This window comes from Klebsiella sp. Q2, from assembly GCF_009900705.1.
Taxonomy (GTDB): Bacteria; Pseudomonadota; Gammaproteobacteria; order Enterobacterales; family Enterobacteriaceae; genus Klebsiella; species Klebsiella quasipneumoniae.
The window spans coordinates 15,342-30,773 of sequence record NZ_JAAABE010000009.1 but is presented as its reverse complement, the minus strand read 5'-3'; the positions used below and the strand labels follow the sequence as shown (position 1 = coordinate 30,773).

The following is a 15,432-nucleotide window of genomic DNA, read 5'->3' as shown; positions in this document are numbered from 1 at the left end:
GTCTCCTGCTGGGATTCGTAAATCATTGTTTCGAGGCTATGGTGAGCAAAATAGGTCAAAGAGGTGACAGTAAAATGTACGAATCATGACAGTTTTATGACACGCCGGGAGGGGGGATTTTACGTCAAATAATACGCTTATAACTCAAATAGTTATCTACTAGCATGACCACACAATGACAGAATAATTTTCTTTTTATGACAGCGAAATCGCAGAGCAAAACGATCGTTTGTCATCTATCGCCTCCCCAGATATTGCGCACAAGATCGGCGAAAAACAGCAGGTAAAAATAAAAAAGGGCCGCCGCCGGCAGCCCTTTGCAAAAGAGATAATACGTTACTCAACCGTGACCGATTTCGCCAGGTTACGCGGCTGATCAACGTCAGTGCCTTTGATCAGCGCAACGTGATAAGCCAGCAGCTGCAGCGGTACGGTGTAGAAGATAGGCGCGATGCTCTCTTCGACATGCGGCATCTCAATGATGTGCATGTTGTCGCTGCCGTTGAAGCCGGCGTCACCGTCGGCGAAAACGTACAGCTCACCGCCGCGGGCGCGAACCTCTTCGATGTTGGATTTCAGTTTTTCCAGCAGCTCATTGTTCGGCGCCACTACGATCACCGGCATTTCCGCATCAATCAGCGCCAGCGGGCCGTGCTTAAGCTCGCCTGCCGCGTAGGCTTCCGCGTGAATATAGGAGATCTCTTTCAGCTTCAGCGCCCCTTCCATAGCGATCGGGTACTGATCGCCGCGGCCAAGGAACAGCGCATGATGCTTATCAGAGAAACGCTCTGCCAGCTGCTCAATACGCTTGTCCTGGGAGAGCATCTGCTCGATACGGTTCGGCAGCGCCTGCAGGCCGTGGACGATATCATGCTCAATGGACGCATCCTGGCCTTTCAATCGCGCCAGTTTCGCCACCAGCATCAGCAGCACCGTCAGCTGAGTGGTAAAGGCCTTGGTCGAGGCCACGCCAATTTCCGTTCCGGCTTTGGTCATCAGCGCCAGATCGGATTCACGCACCAGCGACGAGCCCGGCACGTTGCAGATGGCCAGCGAGCCGAGATAGCCCAGCTCTTTCGACAAACGCAGCGCCGCCAGGGTATCGGCGGTTTCACCAGACTGGGAAAGGGTGATCATCAGGCTGTTACGACGCACCGCAGACTTCCGATAGCGGAATTCGGAGGCGATTTCCACATCGCACGGCACGCCGGCTAACGCCTCGAACCAATAGCGGGAGACCATCCCGGAGTTATAGGAGGTCCCGCAGGCAACAATCTGAATATGTTCAACCTGAGCCAGCATTTCATTGGCGTTCGGTCCCAGCTCGCTGAGATCGACTTCGCCGTGGCTGATTCGCCCGGTCAGGGTGTTCTTAATCGCATTCGGCTGTTCGAAAATCTCTTTCTGCATATAGTGGCGATAGATACCTTTATCGCCGGCATCATATTGCAGATTGGATTCGATCTCCTGGCGCTTCACTTGCGCAGCGGATTTATCGAAAATCACTACCGAGCGACGAGTCACTTCCGCAATGTCGCCTTCTTCAAGGAAGATGAAGCGGCGGGTAACCGGCAGCAGCGCCAGCTGGTCGGAGGCGATAAAGTTTTCCCCCATGCCCAGACCGATAACCAGCGGGCTACCGGAGCGGGCCGCCAGCAGGGTACCCGGGTCGCGGGTATCCATGATCACGGTGCCGTAGGCGCCGCGCAGCTGCGGGATGGCGCGCAGCACGGCTTCACGCAAGGTTCCACCTTGTTCCAGCTCCCAGTGCACCAGATGGGCGATAACTTCGGTATCGGTCTCAGTGACGAAGACATAGCCGCGAGACTGCAGCAATGCGCGCAGCGGCTCGTGGTTTTCGATGATCCCGTTATGGACCACCACAATGTGTTCAGAAACATGCGGATGCGCATTGCTCTCGGACGGTTCGCCGTGCGTCGCCCAGCGAGTATGGGCGATCCCGGTACCACCGTGTAACGGTTGCTCTTCGACCGCCTGAGCCAGCATCTGTACCTTACCCAGGCGACGCACGCGGGTCATATGACCTTCGCTGTCGACTACCGCCAGACCGGCAGAGTCATAGCCACGGTATTCCAGACGACGTAAACCTTCGAGAAGGATTTCAGCAATATCACGCTGCGCGACTGCGCCAACAATTCCACACATAGTTAAATTTCCTGATAATGGCGATATGCCATGCGTTGTCGCTGACCTGTATTTGCCCGTTTTCCGGGCGCCCCGAGCCTTGTAGAGAGTGGGGTTATTGTTATGGTACTGCCTGCGGACGGGGATCTATGTTGACCCTCTCATCCTGGTTCGCCTGGCGTTGTACACCCCCGGCGACAATTCTGTTCATTTTTTCTTCACCGGACGCTGCCAGCCCTGCTTATGGACCTGCGGCACGCGGCTCAACACCAGTTCGTTATCGGCGATATTGCGTGTGACGGTGGTGCCGGCGGCGATAGTGACGCCGTTGCCTACCGTAACCGGGGCCACCAGCTGGGTATCCGAGCCGACAAAGACATCGTCGCCAATAATCGTTTTGTGTTTGTTCGCGCCATCGTAGTTGCAGGTGATGGTGCCCGCGCCGATATTGACGTTATCACCGATCTCCGCATCGCCCAGATAGGTCAGATGACCCGCCTTGGAGCCTTTGCCGAGACGCGCCTTTTTCATTTCCACGAAGTTGCCAACGTGGGCGCCTTCCAGCAATTCGGCGCCCGGGCGCAGACGGGCAAATGGACCGATGGTGCAGGCCGCCTGCAGCTGGGCATCTTCCACCACGCTGTAGGGGCTGATTTCACAATCATCGCCGATAATGCTGTTTTTAATCACGCAGCCGGCGCCGATTTTCACTCGATCGCCCAGCACGATGCGGCCTTCCAGAATAACGTTAGTATCGATCTCCACATCGCGCCCGTGCTGCAGCGTACCGCGCAGATCGAAACGCGCCGGATCGCGCAGCATCACTCCCGCCAGCAGCAGCTTTTCCGCTTGCTCAGCCTGGTAGACGCGCTCCAGGCGCGCAAGCTGCAGGCGGTTGTTGACGCCTTCGACTTCGCTCAGGCGCTGGGGATGCACGGCAACGATCTCGCGACCTTCCTGATGCGCCATGGCGATGATATCGGTGATGTAGTATTCGCCCTGGGCGTTGTTATTGGTGAGATTCGCCAGCCAGCGCTTGAGGTCCGCTCCGCCGGCGATCAGGATCCCAGTGTTAATTTCCTGAATCTGGCGCTGCGCCTCGCTGGCATCTTTGTGCTCAACGATGCCCGTCACCTGGCCATTTTCACGGGTAATGCGGCCGTAGCCGGTTGGATCATCCAGCTTCACGGTCAGCAGACCAATCCCGCCCTGCGGCTTCGCGGCGCGCAGGCGCTGTAGCGTCTCGACGGAGATCAGCGGCACATCGCCGTAGAGCATCAGGATGTCTTCATCATCATTGAAGAACGGCGCCGCCTGCTGCATGGCGTGCCCGGTTCCAAGCTGCTCGGCCTGCAGCACCCAGTTCAGGTTGTCTTCATGCAGCGTCTGACGCAGCAGATCGCCACCGTGGCCATACACCAGGTGTACCGCACATGCGCCTAAATCGTTAGCGGCATCAATGACATGCTGCACCATTGGCTTCCCGGCCAGGGTATGCAGCACCTTAGGAAGATCGGAATACATGCGGGTCCCTTTGCCTGCGGCAAGGATAACCACGCTCATCGCACTATTTGACATACTCATCCTGACGGTAGTTAGAACGAAAAGTAAAAGCCTTTCACGTTGAAATTTCTACATATTTTTCATCATAAAACGAGACGTGGAGAAAACGTCCAGGCTCACTGCTATACACCATTTTATGACGCTATTTTTAACCACTGCAAATCAGTTTAACGCTGAAAAAGGAGGGCGGGGAGGATAATCATTGACTATCTCACTGCTTTTGCTGTTTTTTCGCCACCTGAATAAAGCCGCTGCGGAAAGCGATTTTCAGTACCCACAGCGGGAAGAACCAGGATAATCGTCGCCAGTCGCTGGCGGGGGAGGGCGGCAAAGTGATTGATGTAGCGATAAAAAACGAAAGGCCACCGTCAGGTGACCTTCTTTGCCCGGTTTCACATCGCCAGTGTTGTCGTTTTGATGGGCGATACGTCGTGTCAGCGGGGGGGATAGCGCGGAGCTTAGAAGCTCAGGACGCTAAATTTAGCGATGATTTTATGGAACAGTTTCATGATGATTTCCTGACGCAGGTGCAGTTTGATAACGCTATTTTATGTGATATACATCACATAAAATAGAGTCTACGCTTCATCATTTAACTAATCAATAACAATTAAGGGTGAATTCTGTTTTCACTTCATCCGCTCGTCAGCAGCTGGGCATAAAAAAAGCCAGCCTGGAAACCAGACTGGCTTTTTACGTTCAAGCCGGTGTTACATCGCTTTTTTGGTCAACTCGATAACGCGCAGTTTAGCGATCGCTTTGGCCAGTTCCGCAGACGCCTGAGCGTAATCCACATCGCCGTGAGAGCTCTTAATGTGCTCTTCCGCTTTGCGTTTCGCTTCCAGCGCTCGCGCTTCGTCGAGGTCCTGACCACGAATTGCGGTATCCGCCAGGACGGTCACGCTGCCAGGCTGCACTTCAAGAATGCCGCCGGACAGATAGATAAACTCTTCATGACCGTGCTGTTTAACGATGCGAATCATACCAGGCTTAATGGCGGTGAGCAGCGGTGCGTGTCCCGGGTAAATACCCAGTTCACCTTCGCTACCCGTTACCTGGATTTTTTCGACCAGACCAGAGAACATTTGTTGCTCTGCGCTGACGACGTCCAGGTGGTAAGTCATTGCCATATCACCCTCCGATTAAGGCGTTAAAGTTTTTTGGCTTTTTCCACGGCTTCGTCGATGGAACCGACCATGTAGAACGCCTGCTCTGGCAGGTGATCGTATTCGCCTTCCATGATGCCTTTAAAGCCACGGATGGTGTCTTTCAGCGCCACGTATTTGCCCGGAGAACCGGTAAAGACTTCAGCCACGAAGAACGGCTGGGACAGGAAGCGCTGGATCTTACGTGCGCGAGCTACCACCAGTTTGTCTTCTTCAGACAGTTCGTCCATACCGAGGATGGCGATGATGTCTTTCAGTTCCTGATAACGCTGCAGGATGGACTGAACGCCACGCGCGGTGTCGTAGTGTTCCTGACCAACAACCAGCGGATCCAGCTGACGGCTGGTGGAGTCCAGCGGGTCAACAGCCGGGTAGATACCCAGGGAAGCGATCTGACGGCTCAGTACTACGGTTGCATCTAAGTGAGCAAAGGTAGTGGCTGGGGATGGGTCAGTTAAGTCATCCGCCGGTACGTATACCGCCTGTACGGAGGTGATAGAACCGGTTTTGGTGGAGGTGATACGTTCCTGCAGAACGCCCATCTCTTCCGCCAGAGTCGGCTGATAACCTACCGCTGAAGGCATACGACCCAGCAGTGCGGATACTTCCGTACCGGCCAGGGTGTAACGATAGATGTTATCGACGAACAGCAGTACGTCACGACCTTCGTCACGGAATTTCTCAGCCATGGTCAGGCCGGTCAGCGCAACGCGCAGACGGTTTCCCGGCGGCTCGTTCATCTGGCCGTACACCAGGGATACTTTATCGATAACGTTGGAGTCGGTCATTTCGTGGTAGAAGTCGTTACCCTCACGAGTACGCTCACCTACGCCCGCAAACACGGAGTAACCGGAGTGCTCGATCGCGATGTTACGGATCAGCTCCATCATGTTTACGGTTTTACCGACACCCGCACCACCGAACAGACCGACTTTACCGCCCTTCGCGAACGGACACATCAGGTCGATAACTTTGATGCCGGTTTCCAGCAGTTCCTGAGAGCTGGACAGCTCTTCATAGGACGGCGCTGCGCGGTGGATAGCCCAACGCTCTTCTTCGCCGATGTCGCCTTTCATGTCGACCGGTTGACCCAGTACGTTCATGATACGACCCAGCGTAGCTTTACCAACCGGGACTTCGATCGGGTGCTCGAGGTCTTTTACATCCAGACCGCGGCGCAGACCATCGGAAGAACCCATGGCGATGGTACGCACGATACCGCCGCCCAGCTGCTGCTGAACTTCCAGCACCAGAACTTCATTACCATTCTGTACCTCAAGGGCTTCGTACACGCGTGGTACGGCATCCTGAGGGAACTCGACGTCGACCACGGCGCCGATTACCTGGACAATCTTTCCAGTAGCCATCTTAAATCCTCTACGAAATAACCTGGTTAAACCGCGGCGGCCCCCGAGACGATCTCGGTGAGTTCCTGAGTAATGCTGGCCTGACGAGCTTTGTTGTATACCAACTGCAGCTCTTTAATCAGGCTGCCGCCATTATCGGTCGCGGCTTTCATCGCCACCATACGGGCGGCCTGCTCGCTGGCCAGGTTTTCAACCACGCCCTGATAAACCTGAGACTCGACGTAGCGGCGCAGGAGGGTATCCAGCAGCGCTTTCGGATCGGGCTCATACAGGTAATCCCAGGATTTACGTTTCAGATCAGCGTCTTCTGATGCCGGTAACGGCAGCAGCTGAGTGATCGTCGGAACCTGAGACATGGTGTTAATAAATTTGTTGCTGACAACGTACAGCTTGTCCAGACGGCCTTCATCATAGGCCTGCAACATCACTTTTACCGGGCCGATCAGTTCGGACAGGGATGGGTTATCCCCCATACCGGTCACCTGTGCAACAACGTTGCCGCCAACGGAGTTAAAGAAAGAGACGCCCTTAGAGCCGATCATTGCGAGGTCGCACTGAACGCCTTTATCGGACCATGCTTTCATTTCCGCCAGCAGTTTCTTGAACAGGTTAATGTTCAAGCCGCCGCACAAACCACGGTCGGTCGACACCACCAGGTAGCCCACGCGCTTAACGTCGCGTTCTTCCAGGTAAGGGTGCTTATATTCCAGATTACCGTTCGCAAGGTGACCAATCACTTTGCGCATAGTATCTGCGTAAGGACGGCTGGCCGCCATGCGCTCCTGCGATTTACGCATTTTGGAAGCGGCGACCATCTCCATCGCTTTAGTGATCTTTTGCGTGTTCTGGACGCTTGCGATCTTACTACGTATCTCTTTTGCGCCGGCCATGAGCTTCTCCTCAATGCCTTGCGGCCTGCCCTAAGACAGACCGCCAGACGTTACCAGGACTGGGTTGCTTTGAAGGAATCGAGGATGCCTTTCAGCTTGCCTTCGATTTCGTCGTTATAGCCACCGGACTGGTTAATCTCTTGCATCAGCGGAGCGTGATCACGGTCGACGTAAGCCAGCAGTGCGGCTTCGAAGCTACCGATTTTCGCCAGTTCTACATCAGCCAGATAACCACGTTCTGCTGCGAACAGAACCAGAGACTGCTGCGCGACGGACATCGGCGCATACTGTTTCTGTTTCAGCAGTTCGGTCACTTTCTGACCGTGGTCCAGCTGTTTGCGGGTTGCATCGTCAAGGTCGGATGCAAACTGGGAGAACGCCGCCAGTTCACGATACTGCGCCAGCGCGGTACGGATACCACCGGACAGTTTCTTCATGATCTTGGTCTGCGCTGCACCACCCACACGGGATACCGAGATACCCGGGTTAACCGCAGGACGAATACCGGCGTTGAACAGGTTGGTTTCCAGGAAGATCTGACCATCGGTAATGGAGATTACGTTGGTCGGAACGAACGCGGAAACGTCACCCGCCTGGGTTTCGATAATCGGCAGCGCGGTCAGAGAACCGGTTTTCCCTTTCACTTCACCTTTGGTGAAGGCTTCAACGTATTCGGCGTTAACACGCGCAGCACGCTCCAGCAGACGAGAGTGGAGGTAGAATACGTCACCCGGGAACGCTTCACGTCCTGGCGGACGACGGAGCAGCAGGGAGATCTGACGATAAGCAACAGCCTGTTTAGACAGGTCATCGTAAACGATCAGCGCATCTTCACCGCGGTCGCGGAAGTATTCGCCCATTGCGCAACCGGCGTATGGCGCCAGGTATTGCAGTGCAGCAGATTCGGATGCAGTCGCTACCACCACGATGGTGTTAGCCAGCGCGCCGTGCTCTTCCAGTTTACGCACCACGTTAGAGATGGTGGACGCTTTCTGGCCGATAGCAACATAGACGCACTTGATGCCGGAATCACGCTGGTTGATGATGGCATCGATAGCCAGCGCAGTTTTACCGGTCTGACGGTCGCCGATGATCAGTTCACGCTGACCACGACCGATTGGGATCATGGCGTCAACGGATTTATAACCGGTCTGTACCGGCTGATCGACGGACTGACGTTCGATTACGCCCGGCGCGATCGCTTCAACGGCGGAGAAACCGTCGTTTTCCAGCGGACCTTTACCATCAATTGGCGCGCCCAGGGTGTTAACCACGCGGCCCAGCAGGCCACGACCAACCGGAACTTCCAGGATACGGCCAGTACATTTCACCTTCATGCCTTCGGCGAGGTCAGCGTACGGACCCATCACCACCGCACCGACGGAGTCGCGCTCCAGGTTCAGTGCGATAGCGTAACGGTTACCCGGCAGGGAGATCATCTCACCCTGCATACATTCGGCAAGGCCGTGGATGCGGATAACACCGTCACTTACAGAAACAATAGTACCTTCGTTATGAGCTTCGCTCACAACATTGAACTGAGCAATGCGCTGCTTGATCAGTTCGCTGATTTCGGTGGAATTCAGTTGCATGCTCCAGTCCCCTTAAGACTGCAAGACGTCTGCAAGGCGATCAAGACGGCCGCGTACGCTGCCATCAATGACCATATCACCCGCACGGATGATAATACCTGCCATAACAGACTTATCGATTTTGCAATTCAGCTTAACTTTGCGTGACAGACGTTTTTCCATCGCGCTGACGATCCTGGCAAGCTGTTCATCACTCAGTTGGTTGGCAGATATGACTTCTACCTCTGCGATGGCCTCACTGGCCGCGCGCAGGTGAATGAATTGCTCAAGAACGTCCGGGAGCACCTTCAGACGATTATTTTCCGCCATCACCTTAATCAGGTTCTGGCCGTTTTCGTCAAGTTGCTCGCCGCAGATAGCGATAAACGCTTCTGAGAGCGTTTCCGGCGCCAAAGCACCGGAGAGAAGCTCTGCCATTTGATCGTTTTTGGTCACTTCGGCGGCAAACGCCAGCATATCCTGCCAGCGTTCAACACTGTTGTGTTCGACGGCAAAGTCAAAAGCTGCTTTGGCGTAGGGGCGAGCTACCGTTACAAATTCAGACATCAGCCCCTCCCTCCTTACAGTTCAGCGACAAGTTTATCCACGATGTCGCTGTTAGCAGCTTCATCCACGGAACGTTCGATGATCTTCTCGGCGCCAGCAACAGCCAGGATAGCGACCTGCTTACGCAGCTCCTCGCGTGCACGTTTACGCTCAGCATCAATTTCAGCCTGCGCTTGTGCAACGATTTTGGTGCGTTCCTGTTCTGCTTCAGCTTTAGCTTCGTCCAGAATCTGAGAGCGGCGCTTGTTCGCCTGCTCAATGATTACCTGGGCTTCCGCTTTCGCTTTTTTCAGCTGGTCGGTCGCGTTGGCCTGTGCAAGGTCCAAATCTTTCTTAGCGCGTTCTGCAGAAGCTAAACCGTCAGAAATCTCTTTCTGGCGTTTTTCGATGGCAGCCATTAAAGGCGGCCATACGTACTTCATGCAGAACCATACGAAGATAACAAACGCGATGGCCTGGCCGAGGATTGTTGCGTTCATGTTCACAGCACAATACCTCTTTAATTAACTCTGTGGCTTAGGTTTCTAACAACTTACTACGCGACGGCGAACATCACGTACAGACCCAGACCTACAGCGATCATCGGGATAGCATCCACCAGACCCATAACGATAAAGAACTGAGTACGCAGCAGAGGGATCAGATCCGGCTGACGCGCTGCGCCTTCCAGGAATTTACCTCCGAGGATGCCGATACCGATCGCAGCACCGATTGCCGCCAGACCCATCATCACAGCGGCAGCCATGTACAGCAGATCCATATTCAGGTTTTCCATGACAGTCTCCAGTTTGTTTCAGTTAAAACGTAGTAGTGTTGGTAAAAATCAATGCTCTTCAGACGCCATCGACAGATAGACAATCGTCAGAACCATGAAGATGAAGGCTTGCAGCGTAATAATCAGAATGTGGAAAATGGCCCAAGGCACATTCAGAACCCACTGTGACCACCACGGCAACAGACCAGCAATCAGAATGAAAATCAGCTCACCGGCATACATGTTGCCGAACAGTCGCAGACCGAGAGAGACCGGTTTGGACAGCAGGCTTACCCCTTCAAGGATTAAGTTGACAGGAATGAACGCCCAGTGATTGAACGGCTGCATGGTCAGTTCTTTAACGAACCCACCCACGCCTTTCATTTTGATGCTGTAGAAAAGAATCAGGATGAACACGCCAAGCGCCATCGACAGGGTGATGTTCACGTCAGCAGACGGAACCACGCGCAGTGCAGGCAGGCCGAAAATGTGTTCGCCGATATAAGGAAGCAGGTCGATTGGCAGCAGGTCCATCAGGTTCATCAGGAAGACCCAGACGAACACGGTCAGCGCCAGCGGCGCGATAACCTTGCTCTTGCCATGGTACATGTCTTTGACGCTACCATGGACGAAGCCGATGATCATTTCGATGAAGGTCTGGAATTTCCCTGGTACGCCGCTGGTCGCTTTCTTAGCAACGCTACGGAACATGGCCAGGAACAGCAGACCGAGAACCACCGAGAAGAACATGGAGTCAATGTTGAGCGTCCAGAAGGTGGCCGGGGGGTTGTGCGGATCCACCAGCGAGAAAGTACGCAGGTCAATCTGAAGGTTGTTCAGATGGTGACCTATGTATTCCTGCGGCGTCATATTTTCTGAAGCCATGATGCCTTTTACCCTTTGTTGTTGATTACAGCTGGCGCCAGAACTTGTACCACCAGCACCAAAACCCACGTCACGATCAGTGGCAAAAATACCACTTTTAAAACGGCCAGCGCCACCGCCAGGAGGGCGAAGGTCAGCAACACCTTGAAGGCTTCACCGAAGGCGAAGGTCCAGGCCACACGGCCTTTTGCTGGTGTATGCGCCTGATGACGCCAGGCAAAAATCATAAACATCAGATTTGGCAAAACCACTGCCAAACCGCCGCATACCGCGGAAATGCCCCAGAAGGGGTCTTTGAGGCTGAACAGCAGTCCACTTGCCATTACTGCCAGTAACTGAATAAACAGAAGCTTGCGAGCAACGTTTCGACTCAAGAGCGACACTGACATCACGTTTTTACTCCTGCTCCCTTTGAGGTATGTCGCGTGTCGTATAAAACGTCCTTTAAGACGAAGAGTCAAGCATCAAAAAGCGGACAAATTATACGGTGACGCCCCGTGATTTCAAACAATAAGTAGCAAAATAGTGAATAAATGTTTAATTATTTTCCAACGGACAACTTTCCGCGCATTTCAGCGTTCTGTGAGCGGTCATACAAAACTGCAAATAACGTGGAAACACGGCAATTAAAGCGTGCATTAGATCACATAATAAACATTTCAAGCGCCCTTTAATGAATCAAGGACATAAAACACTATTTTTCATGCTTTTGATATTCAAGATAAAAAGTGAGGACATTATCTAAAACAACCCCACATACAATAAAAACCTTTTATTGACATTTATAATAAAAATTTAACATCGCTATGCTGTTTATCGTTGTCGATTTTTAGCACCCTGATATTTTCAAAGTTGACTATTTTGTCAGTGAATCAGTTACGCTAAGTTAACCGCAAGAAAAACCATAGTAAAAACATGGTTAAATGCAGCCCGATAAGAACGGGAGGTGTCCTTTATTTTTGTAACATTCACGGGCCACATTTTTTCCACATTTTTTGATAAAAATTAACTCGATTTTGGCGTAATCACCACCAGGTGCCGCTCCCCTTCCAGCTGAGGAACATGTAGCTCAATGACCTCGGCTATGGCATACCCTTCCGGCAGGTTTTCCATTTCGTCTTTTTGCGCTAACCCTTTGAGCGCATAGAAGTGACCGTTCGCGGCCGGCAAATGATGGCACCAGCTCACCATATCATTAAGCGATGCGAAGGCGCGGCTTATCACGCCATCAAACGGCGGCTCAGCCGGGAAAGCTTCCACGCGGCTCTGCACCGGGGTAACGTTATCCAGCTTCAGCTCATGCTGCACCTGACGCAGGAAGCGCACGCGTTTGCCAAGGCTGTCCAGCAGGGTGAAATGCGACTCCGGGCGCACGATAGCCAACGGGATCCCAGGCAGCCCCGGTCCCGTACCGACATCGATAAAGCGCGAGCCCTGCAGATAAGGCGCGACGACGATGCTGTCCAGGATATGACGCACCAGCATCTCATTTGGATCGCGAACGGAGGTCAGGTTATAGGCTTTGTTCCACTTATCGAGCAGCCCGACGTAAGCCACCAGCTGATTTTTCTGGTGATCGGTGAGCAAAATACCCGCTTCATCCAGCAGACGAGAAAGTTTGTTGAGCACGGTAAGTACCTTCAAAAAATAATGAGCCCGGAGGCGCTAACGCTTACCGGGCCAGGAATGATAAAGGCGAACGCTGATTATGCAACTGGGAAATCAGCGCGGCAGGCTGCCGCAATCAGGCGCTGCGACGCAGCATCCCCTGCTTTTTCAACCAAACCAGCAAAATAGAGATCGCCGCCGGGGTGATCCCGGAAATACGTGACGCCTGCCCTATCGACGACGGTTTATGGTCGTTTAGTTTAGCGATCACTTCATTAGACAGTCCGGTGACCTGACGGTAGTCGAGTGTCGCCGGTAACAAGGTATTCTCGTTGCGCTGCTGTTTCTCGATCTCATCCTGCTGGCGCGCGATATAGCCTTCATACTTCACCTGGATCTCAACCTGCTCAGCCGCCTGCCGATCTTCCAGCCCCGGCGCGAACGGCGAGAGCTGAACCAGCTGCTCGTAGGTCATTTCCGGACGACGCAGCAGATCTTCACCGCTGGCTTCGCGCGACAGCGGCGCGGTCAGGTGAGCGTTCACTTCGTTAGCGCTCTCAGCCTGAGGGTTCACCCAGGTCGATTTCAGGCGCTGGCGTTCACGCTCAATGCTTTCCAGCTTCTCGTTGTAACGCGCCCAGCGTTCATCATCCACCAGACCCAGTTCACGCCCCTGCTCAGTCAGACGCAGGTCGGCGTTGTCTTCGCGCAGCATCAGACGATATTCAGCACGAGAGGTAAACATGCGGTACGGTTCTTTGGTACCCAGAGTACACAGGTCATCCACCAGCACGCCGAGGTAGGCCTGATCGCGACGCGGTGCCCAGCCCTCTTTTTCCGCCGAGAAACGAGCTGCGTTAAGACCGGCCAGCAGACCCTGAGCCGCAGCTTCTTCATAACCGGTGGTGCCGTTGATCTGACCGGCGAAGAACAGACCCTGAATGAATTTGCTCTCGAGCGTCGGCTTCAGATCGCGCGGGTCGAAGAAATCGTACTCAATAGCGTAGCCAGGACGGACGATCCGCGCATTCTCCATCCCCTGCATCGAGCGGACGATTTGCATTTGCACATCGAACGGCAGGCTGGTGGAGATGCCGTTCGGATAAATTTCGTTTGAGGTCAGGCCTTCCGGTTCGAGGAAGATCTGATGTTGGTTGCGATCGGCAAAACGCATGACTTTGTCTTCGATCGACGGGCAGTAGCGTGGACCGATCCCTTCGATCACCCCGGCGTACATGGGGCTGCGATCGAGGTTATTGCGGATCACGTCATGGGTTTTCTCGTTAGTGTGGGTGATATAGCACGGCACCTGACGCGGATGCTGATCGGCAGATCCCATAAACGAGAAGACCGGCATTGGGTTATCGCCATGCTGTTGCGCCAGCACGCTGAAATCGATGGTGCGCGCGTCAATGCGCGGCGGGGTCCCGGTTTTCAGCCGGCTTACGCGCAGCGGCAGTTCACGCAGGCGACGAGACAGCGGGATCGACGGCGGGTCGCCGGCGCGTCCGCCGCTGTAGTTATCCAGACCAATATGGATTTTGCCGTCAAGGAAGGTCCCGACGGTCAGTACCACCGCTTTAGCACGGAATTTGAGGCCCATCTGGGTGACCGCGCCTACGACACGATCGTTTTCGACAATCAGATCTTCCACTGCCTGCTGGAAGATCATCAGGTTCGGCTGGTTCTCCAGCGCAGTGCGTACCGCCTGACGGTACAGCACGCGGTCAGCCTGGGCGCGAGTGGCGCGCACCGCGGGGCCTTTGCTGGCGTTTAGTATCCTAAACTGAATGCCTGCCTGATCGATCGCTTTGGCCATCAGACCGCCGAGCGCGTCCACTTCTTTTACCAGGTGTCCTTTCCCAATGCCGCCAATCGCCGGGTTGCAGCTCATCTGCCCCAGCGTGTCGATATTGTGTGTCAAAAGCAGGGTCTGTTGACCCATACGCGCTGCGGCCATTGCGGCCTCAGTGCCTGCGTGACCCCCGCCAATGATAATGACGTCAAAAGGATCCTGATAAAACATGGTGGTCTGCCTCGCATAACGCGGTTTGAAAATGGATTGAAGCCCGGGCCGTGGATTCTACTCGGCTTTGGTCTTTTGAGAAAGACTCCGGGATCCTGAGTATTAAAAAGAAGATCTTTATATAGAGATCTGTTCTATTGTGATCTTTTATTAGGATCGACTCACTTTGTGGATAAGTCGGATCCACGAAGTAAGATCAAAAGCTTAAGAAGGATCACTATCTGTGAATGATCGGTGATCCTGGTCCGTATAAGCTGGGATCAGAATGAAGGGTTATGCACAGCTCAAAAACCATACTCCGGTTATTCTTTGGATAACTACCGGTTGATCCAAGCTTTTAAGCATGGTTATCCACAGGAGAACGGACGATCTTTACAATTCTCAGAGCAAATTTTTCCAGGATCCCAGCCAGATTTCCGCCGGATCCTCCGGAATTTCATGTTCCAGCACGTTGATCTTCAGGGTCTCGCCGATCTGTTTTGCCCCGCAGGCCTTCAGCGCCGCTTCTAATTTATCGATCGCGCCGCAAAAAGTGTCGTATTCACGGCTGCCGATCCCGATGGCGCCAAAGCGCACGGCGGAAAGATCGGCCTGCTGCGCCAGCAGTGCGTCATAGAAGGGAACCAGGTTGTCGGGAATGTCGCCGGCGCCATGGGTGGAAGAGATAACTAACCAGATCCCTTGCGCCTGCAGATCGTCCACCAGCGGGCCGTGCTGGATTTCAGTGCTGTAGCCTGCTTCTTCCAGCTTTTCTGCCAGATGCTCCGCTACGTATTCCGCACTGCCCAGGGTGCTGCCGCTGATAAGTGTAATGTCTGCCATAGATCGCCCGCTCAACTGTTCAGAGTGGCGTATTGTACGCTGTGAGCGAGCTGGGATCTACCTGTGGA

14 protein-coding genes are annotated in these 15,432 nt (G+C 53.9%); all 14 read right to left on the bottom strand.

The genetic code is table 11. The features are described 5' to 3' along the window. Positions 1–336: 336 nt before the first annotated feature. Complete coding sequence (gene glmS, locus GT756_RS24380; protein ID WP_032456774.1) at positions 337–2,166, bottom strand: glutamine--fructose-6-phosphate transaminase (isomerizing); 1,830 nt, start codon at positions 2,164–2,166, stop codon at positions 337–339. Positions 2,167–2,352: 186 nt separating this feature from the next. Then, positions 2,353–3,723: a bifunctional UDP-N-acetylglucosamine diphosphorylase/glucosamine-1-phosphate N-acetyltransferase GlmU gene (gene glmU / locus GT756_RS24375; protein ID WP_017899654.1), complete on the bottom strand. Its 1,371-nt coding sequence runs from the start codon at positions 3,721–3,723 to the stop codon at positions 2,353–2,355. Between the two features lie 695 nt (positions 3,724–4,418). Continuing rightward, on the bottom strand, positions 4,419–4,838 hold the full coding sequence (locus GT756_RS24370; RefSeq protein ID WP_001251971.1) for a F0F1 ATP synthase subunit epsilon: 420 nt from the start codon (positions 4,836–4,838) through the stop codon (positions 4,419–4,421). 20 nt (positions 4,839–4,858) lie between these two features. After that, on the bottom strand, positions 4,859–6,241 hold the full coding sequence (gene atpD / locus GT756_RS24365; RefSeq protein WP_004144997.1) for a F0F1 ATP synthase subunit beta: 1,383 nt from the start codon (positions 6,239–6,241) through the stop codon (positions 4,859–4,861). Positions 6,242–6,267: 26 nt separating this feature from the next. Next, entirely contained in the window at positions 6,268–7,131 is an 864-nt protein-coding gene (gene atpG / locus GT756_RS24360; RefSeq protein ID WP_004144996.1) for a F0F1 ATP synthase subunit gamma, read from the bottom strand. A 50-nt stretch (positions 7,132–7,181) separates the two neighbouring features. Continuing rightward, on the bottom strand, positions 7,182–8,723 hold the full coding sequence (gene atpA / locus GT756_RS24355; protein WP_004144995.1) for a F0F1 ATP synthase subunit alpha: 1,542 nt from the start codon (positions 8,721–8,723) through the stop codon (positions 7,182–7,184). Between the two features lie 12 nt (positions 8,724–8,735). Continuing rightward, entirely contained in the window at positions 8,736–9,269 is a 534-nt protein-coding gene (gene atpH, locus GT756_RS24350; protein ID WP_004202307.1) for a F0F1 ATP synthase subunit delta, read from the bottom strand. Positions 9,270–9,283: 14 nt separating this feature from the next. Beyond that, positions 9,284–9,754, bottom strand: coding sequence for a F0F1 ATP synthase subunit B (gene atpF, locus GT756_RS24345; protein WP_004107293.1), 471 nt, complete (start codon positions 9,752–9,754; stop codon positions 9,284–9,286). A gap of 50 nt (positions 9,755–9,804) precedes the next feature. Continuing rightward, the gene (atpE, locus tag GT756_RS24340) at positions 9,805–10,044 is read right to left on the bottom strand and encodes a F0F1 ATP synthase subunit C (protein WP_000429386.1); all 240 of its coding nucleotides are present in this window, start codon (positions 10,042–10,044) and stop codon (positions 9,805–9,807) included. Between the two features lie 48 nt (positions 10,045–10,092). Next, positions 10,093–10,908 (bottom strand): F0F1 ATP synthase subunit A, encoded by an 816-nt coding sequence (gene atpB / locus GT756_RS24335; RefSeq protein ID WP_004202309.1) that lies wholly within the window; start codon positions 10,906–10,908, stop codon positions 10,093–10,095. 8 nt (positions 10,909–10,916) lie between these two features. Further along, positions 10,917–11,297 carry a F0F1 ATP synthase subunit I gene (gene atpI / locus GT756_RS24330; protein ID WP_004202310.1) on the bottom strand — a complete coding sequence of 127 codons (381 nt, stop codon included), beginning with the start codon at positions 11,295–11,297 and terminating at the stop codon, positions 10,917–10,919. A gap of 616 nt (positions 11,298–11,913) precedes the next feature. Then, positions 11,914–12,537 carry a 16S rRNA (guanine(527)-N(7))-methyltransferase RsmG gene (gene rsmG, locus GT756_RS24325; protein WP_004202311.1) on the bottom strand — a complete coding sequence of 208 codons (624 nt, stop codon included), beginning with the start codon at positions 12,535–12,537 and terminating at the stop codon, positions 11,914–11,916. A gap of 115 nt (positions 12,538–12,652) precedes the next feature. Further along, on the bottom strand, positions 12,653–14,542 hold the full coding sequence (gene mnmG / locus GT756_RS24320) for a tRNA uridine-5-carboxymethylaminomethyl(34) synthesis enzyme MnmG (RefSeq protein ID WP_004202313.1): 1,890 nt from the start codon (positions 14,540–14,542) through the stop codon (positions 12,653–12,655). A 381-nt stretch (positions 14,543–14,923) separates the two neighbouring features. Then, entirely contained in the window at positions 14,924–15,364 is a 441-nt protein-coding gene (mioC, locus tag GT756_RS24315) for an FMN-binding protein MioC (RefSeq protein WP_017899651.1), read from the bottom strand. Between the last annotated feature and the right edge of the window lie 68 nt (positions 15,365–15,432).

Bases quoted from the DNA above. Each gene is read 5' to 3' on its own strand.
- glmS (WP_032456774.1), bottom strand. From the start codon at position 2,166: ATGTGTGGAATTGTTGGCGCAGTCGCGCAGCGTGATATTGCTGAAATC.
- glmU (WP_017899654.1), bottom strand. From the start codon at position 3,723: ATGTCAAATAGTGCGATGAGCGTGGTTATCCTTGCCGCAGGCAAAGGG.
- GT756_RS24370 (WP_001251971.1), bottom strand. From the start codon at position 4,838: ATGGCAATGACTTACCACCTGGACGTCGTCAGCGCAGAGCAACAAATG.
- atpD (WP_004144997.1), bottom strand. From the start codon at position 6,241: ATGGCTACTGGAAAGATTGTCCAGGTAATCGGCGCCGTGGTCGACGTC.
- atpG (WP_004144996.1), bottom strand. From the start codon at position 7,131: ATGGCCGGCGCAAAAGAGATACGTAGTAAGATCGCAAGCGTCCAGAAC.
- atpA (WP_004144995.1), bottom strand. From the start codon at position 8,723: ATGCAACTGAATTCCACCGAAATCAGCGAACTGATCAAGCAGCGCATT.
- atpH (WP_004202307.1), bottom strand. From the start codon at position 9,269: ATGTCTGAATTTGTAACGGTAGCTCGCCCCTACGCCAAAGCAGCTTTT.
- atpE (WP_000429386.1), bottom strand. From the start codon at position 10,044: ATGGAAAACCTGAATATGGATCTGCTGTACATGGCTGCCGCTGTGATG.
- atpB (WP_004202309.1), bottom strand. From the start codon at position 10,908: ATGGCTTCAGAAAATATGACGCCGCAGGAATACATAGGTCACCATCTG.
- atpI (WP_004202310.1), bottom strand. From the start codon at position 11,297: ATGTCAGTGTCGCTCTTGAGTCGAAACGTTGCTCGCAAGCTTCTGTTT.
- mnmG (WP_004202313.1), bottom strand. From the start codon at position 14,542: ATGTTTTATCAGGATCCTTTTGACGTCATTATCATTGGCGGGGGTCAC.
- mioC (WP_017899651.1), bottom strand. From the start codon at position 15,364: ATGGCAGACATTACACTTATCAGCGGCAGCACCCTGGGCAGTGCGGAA.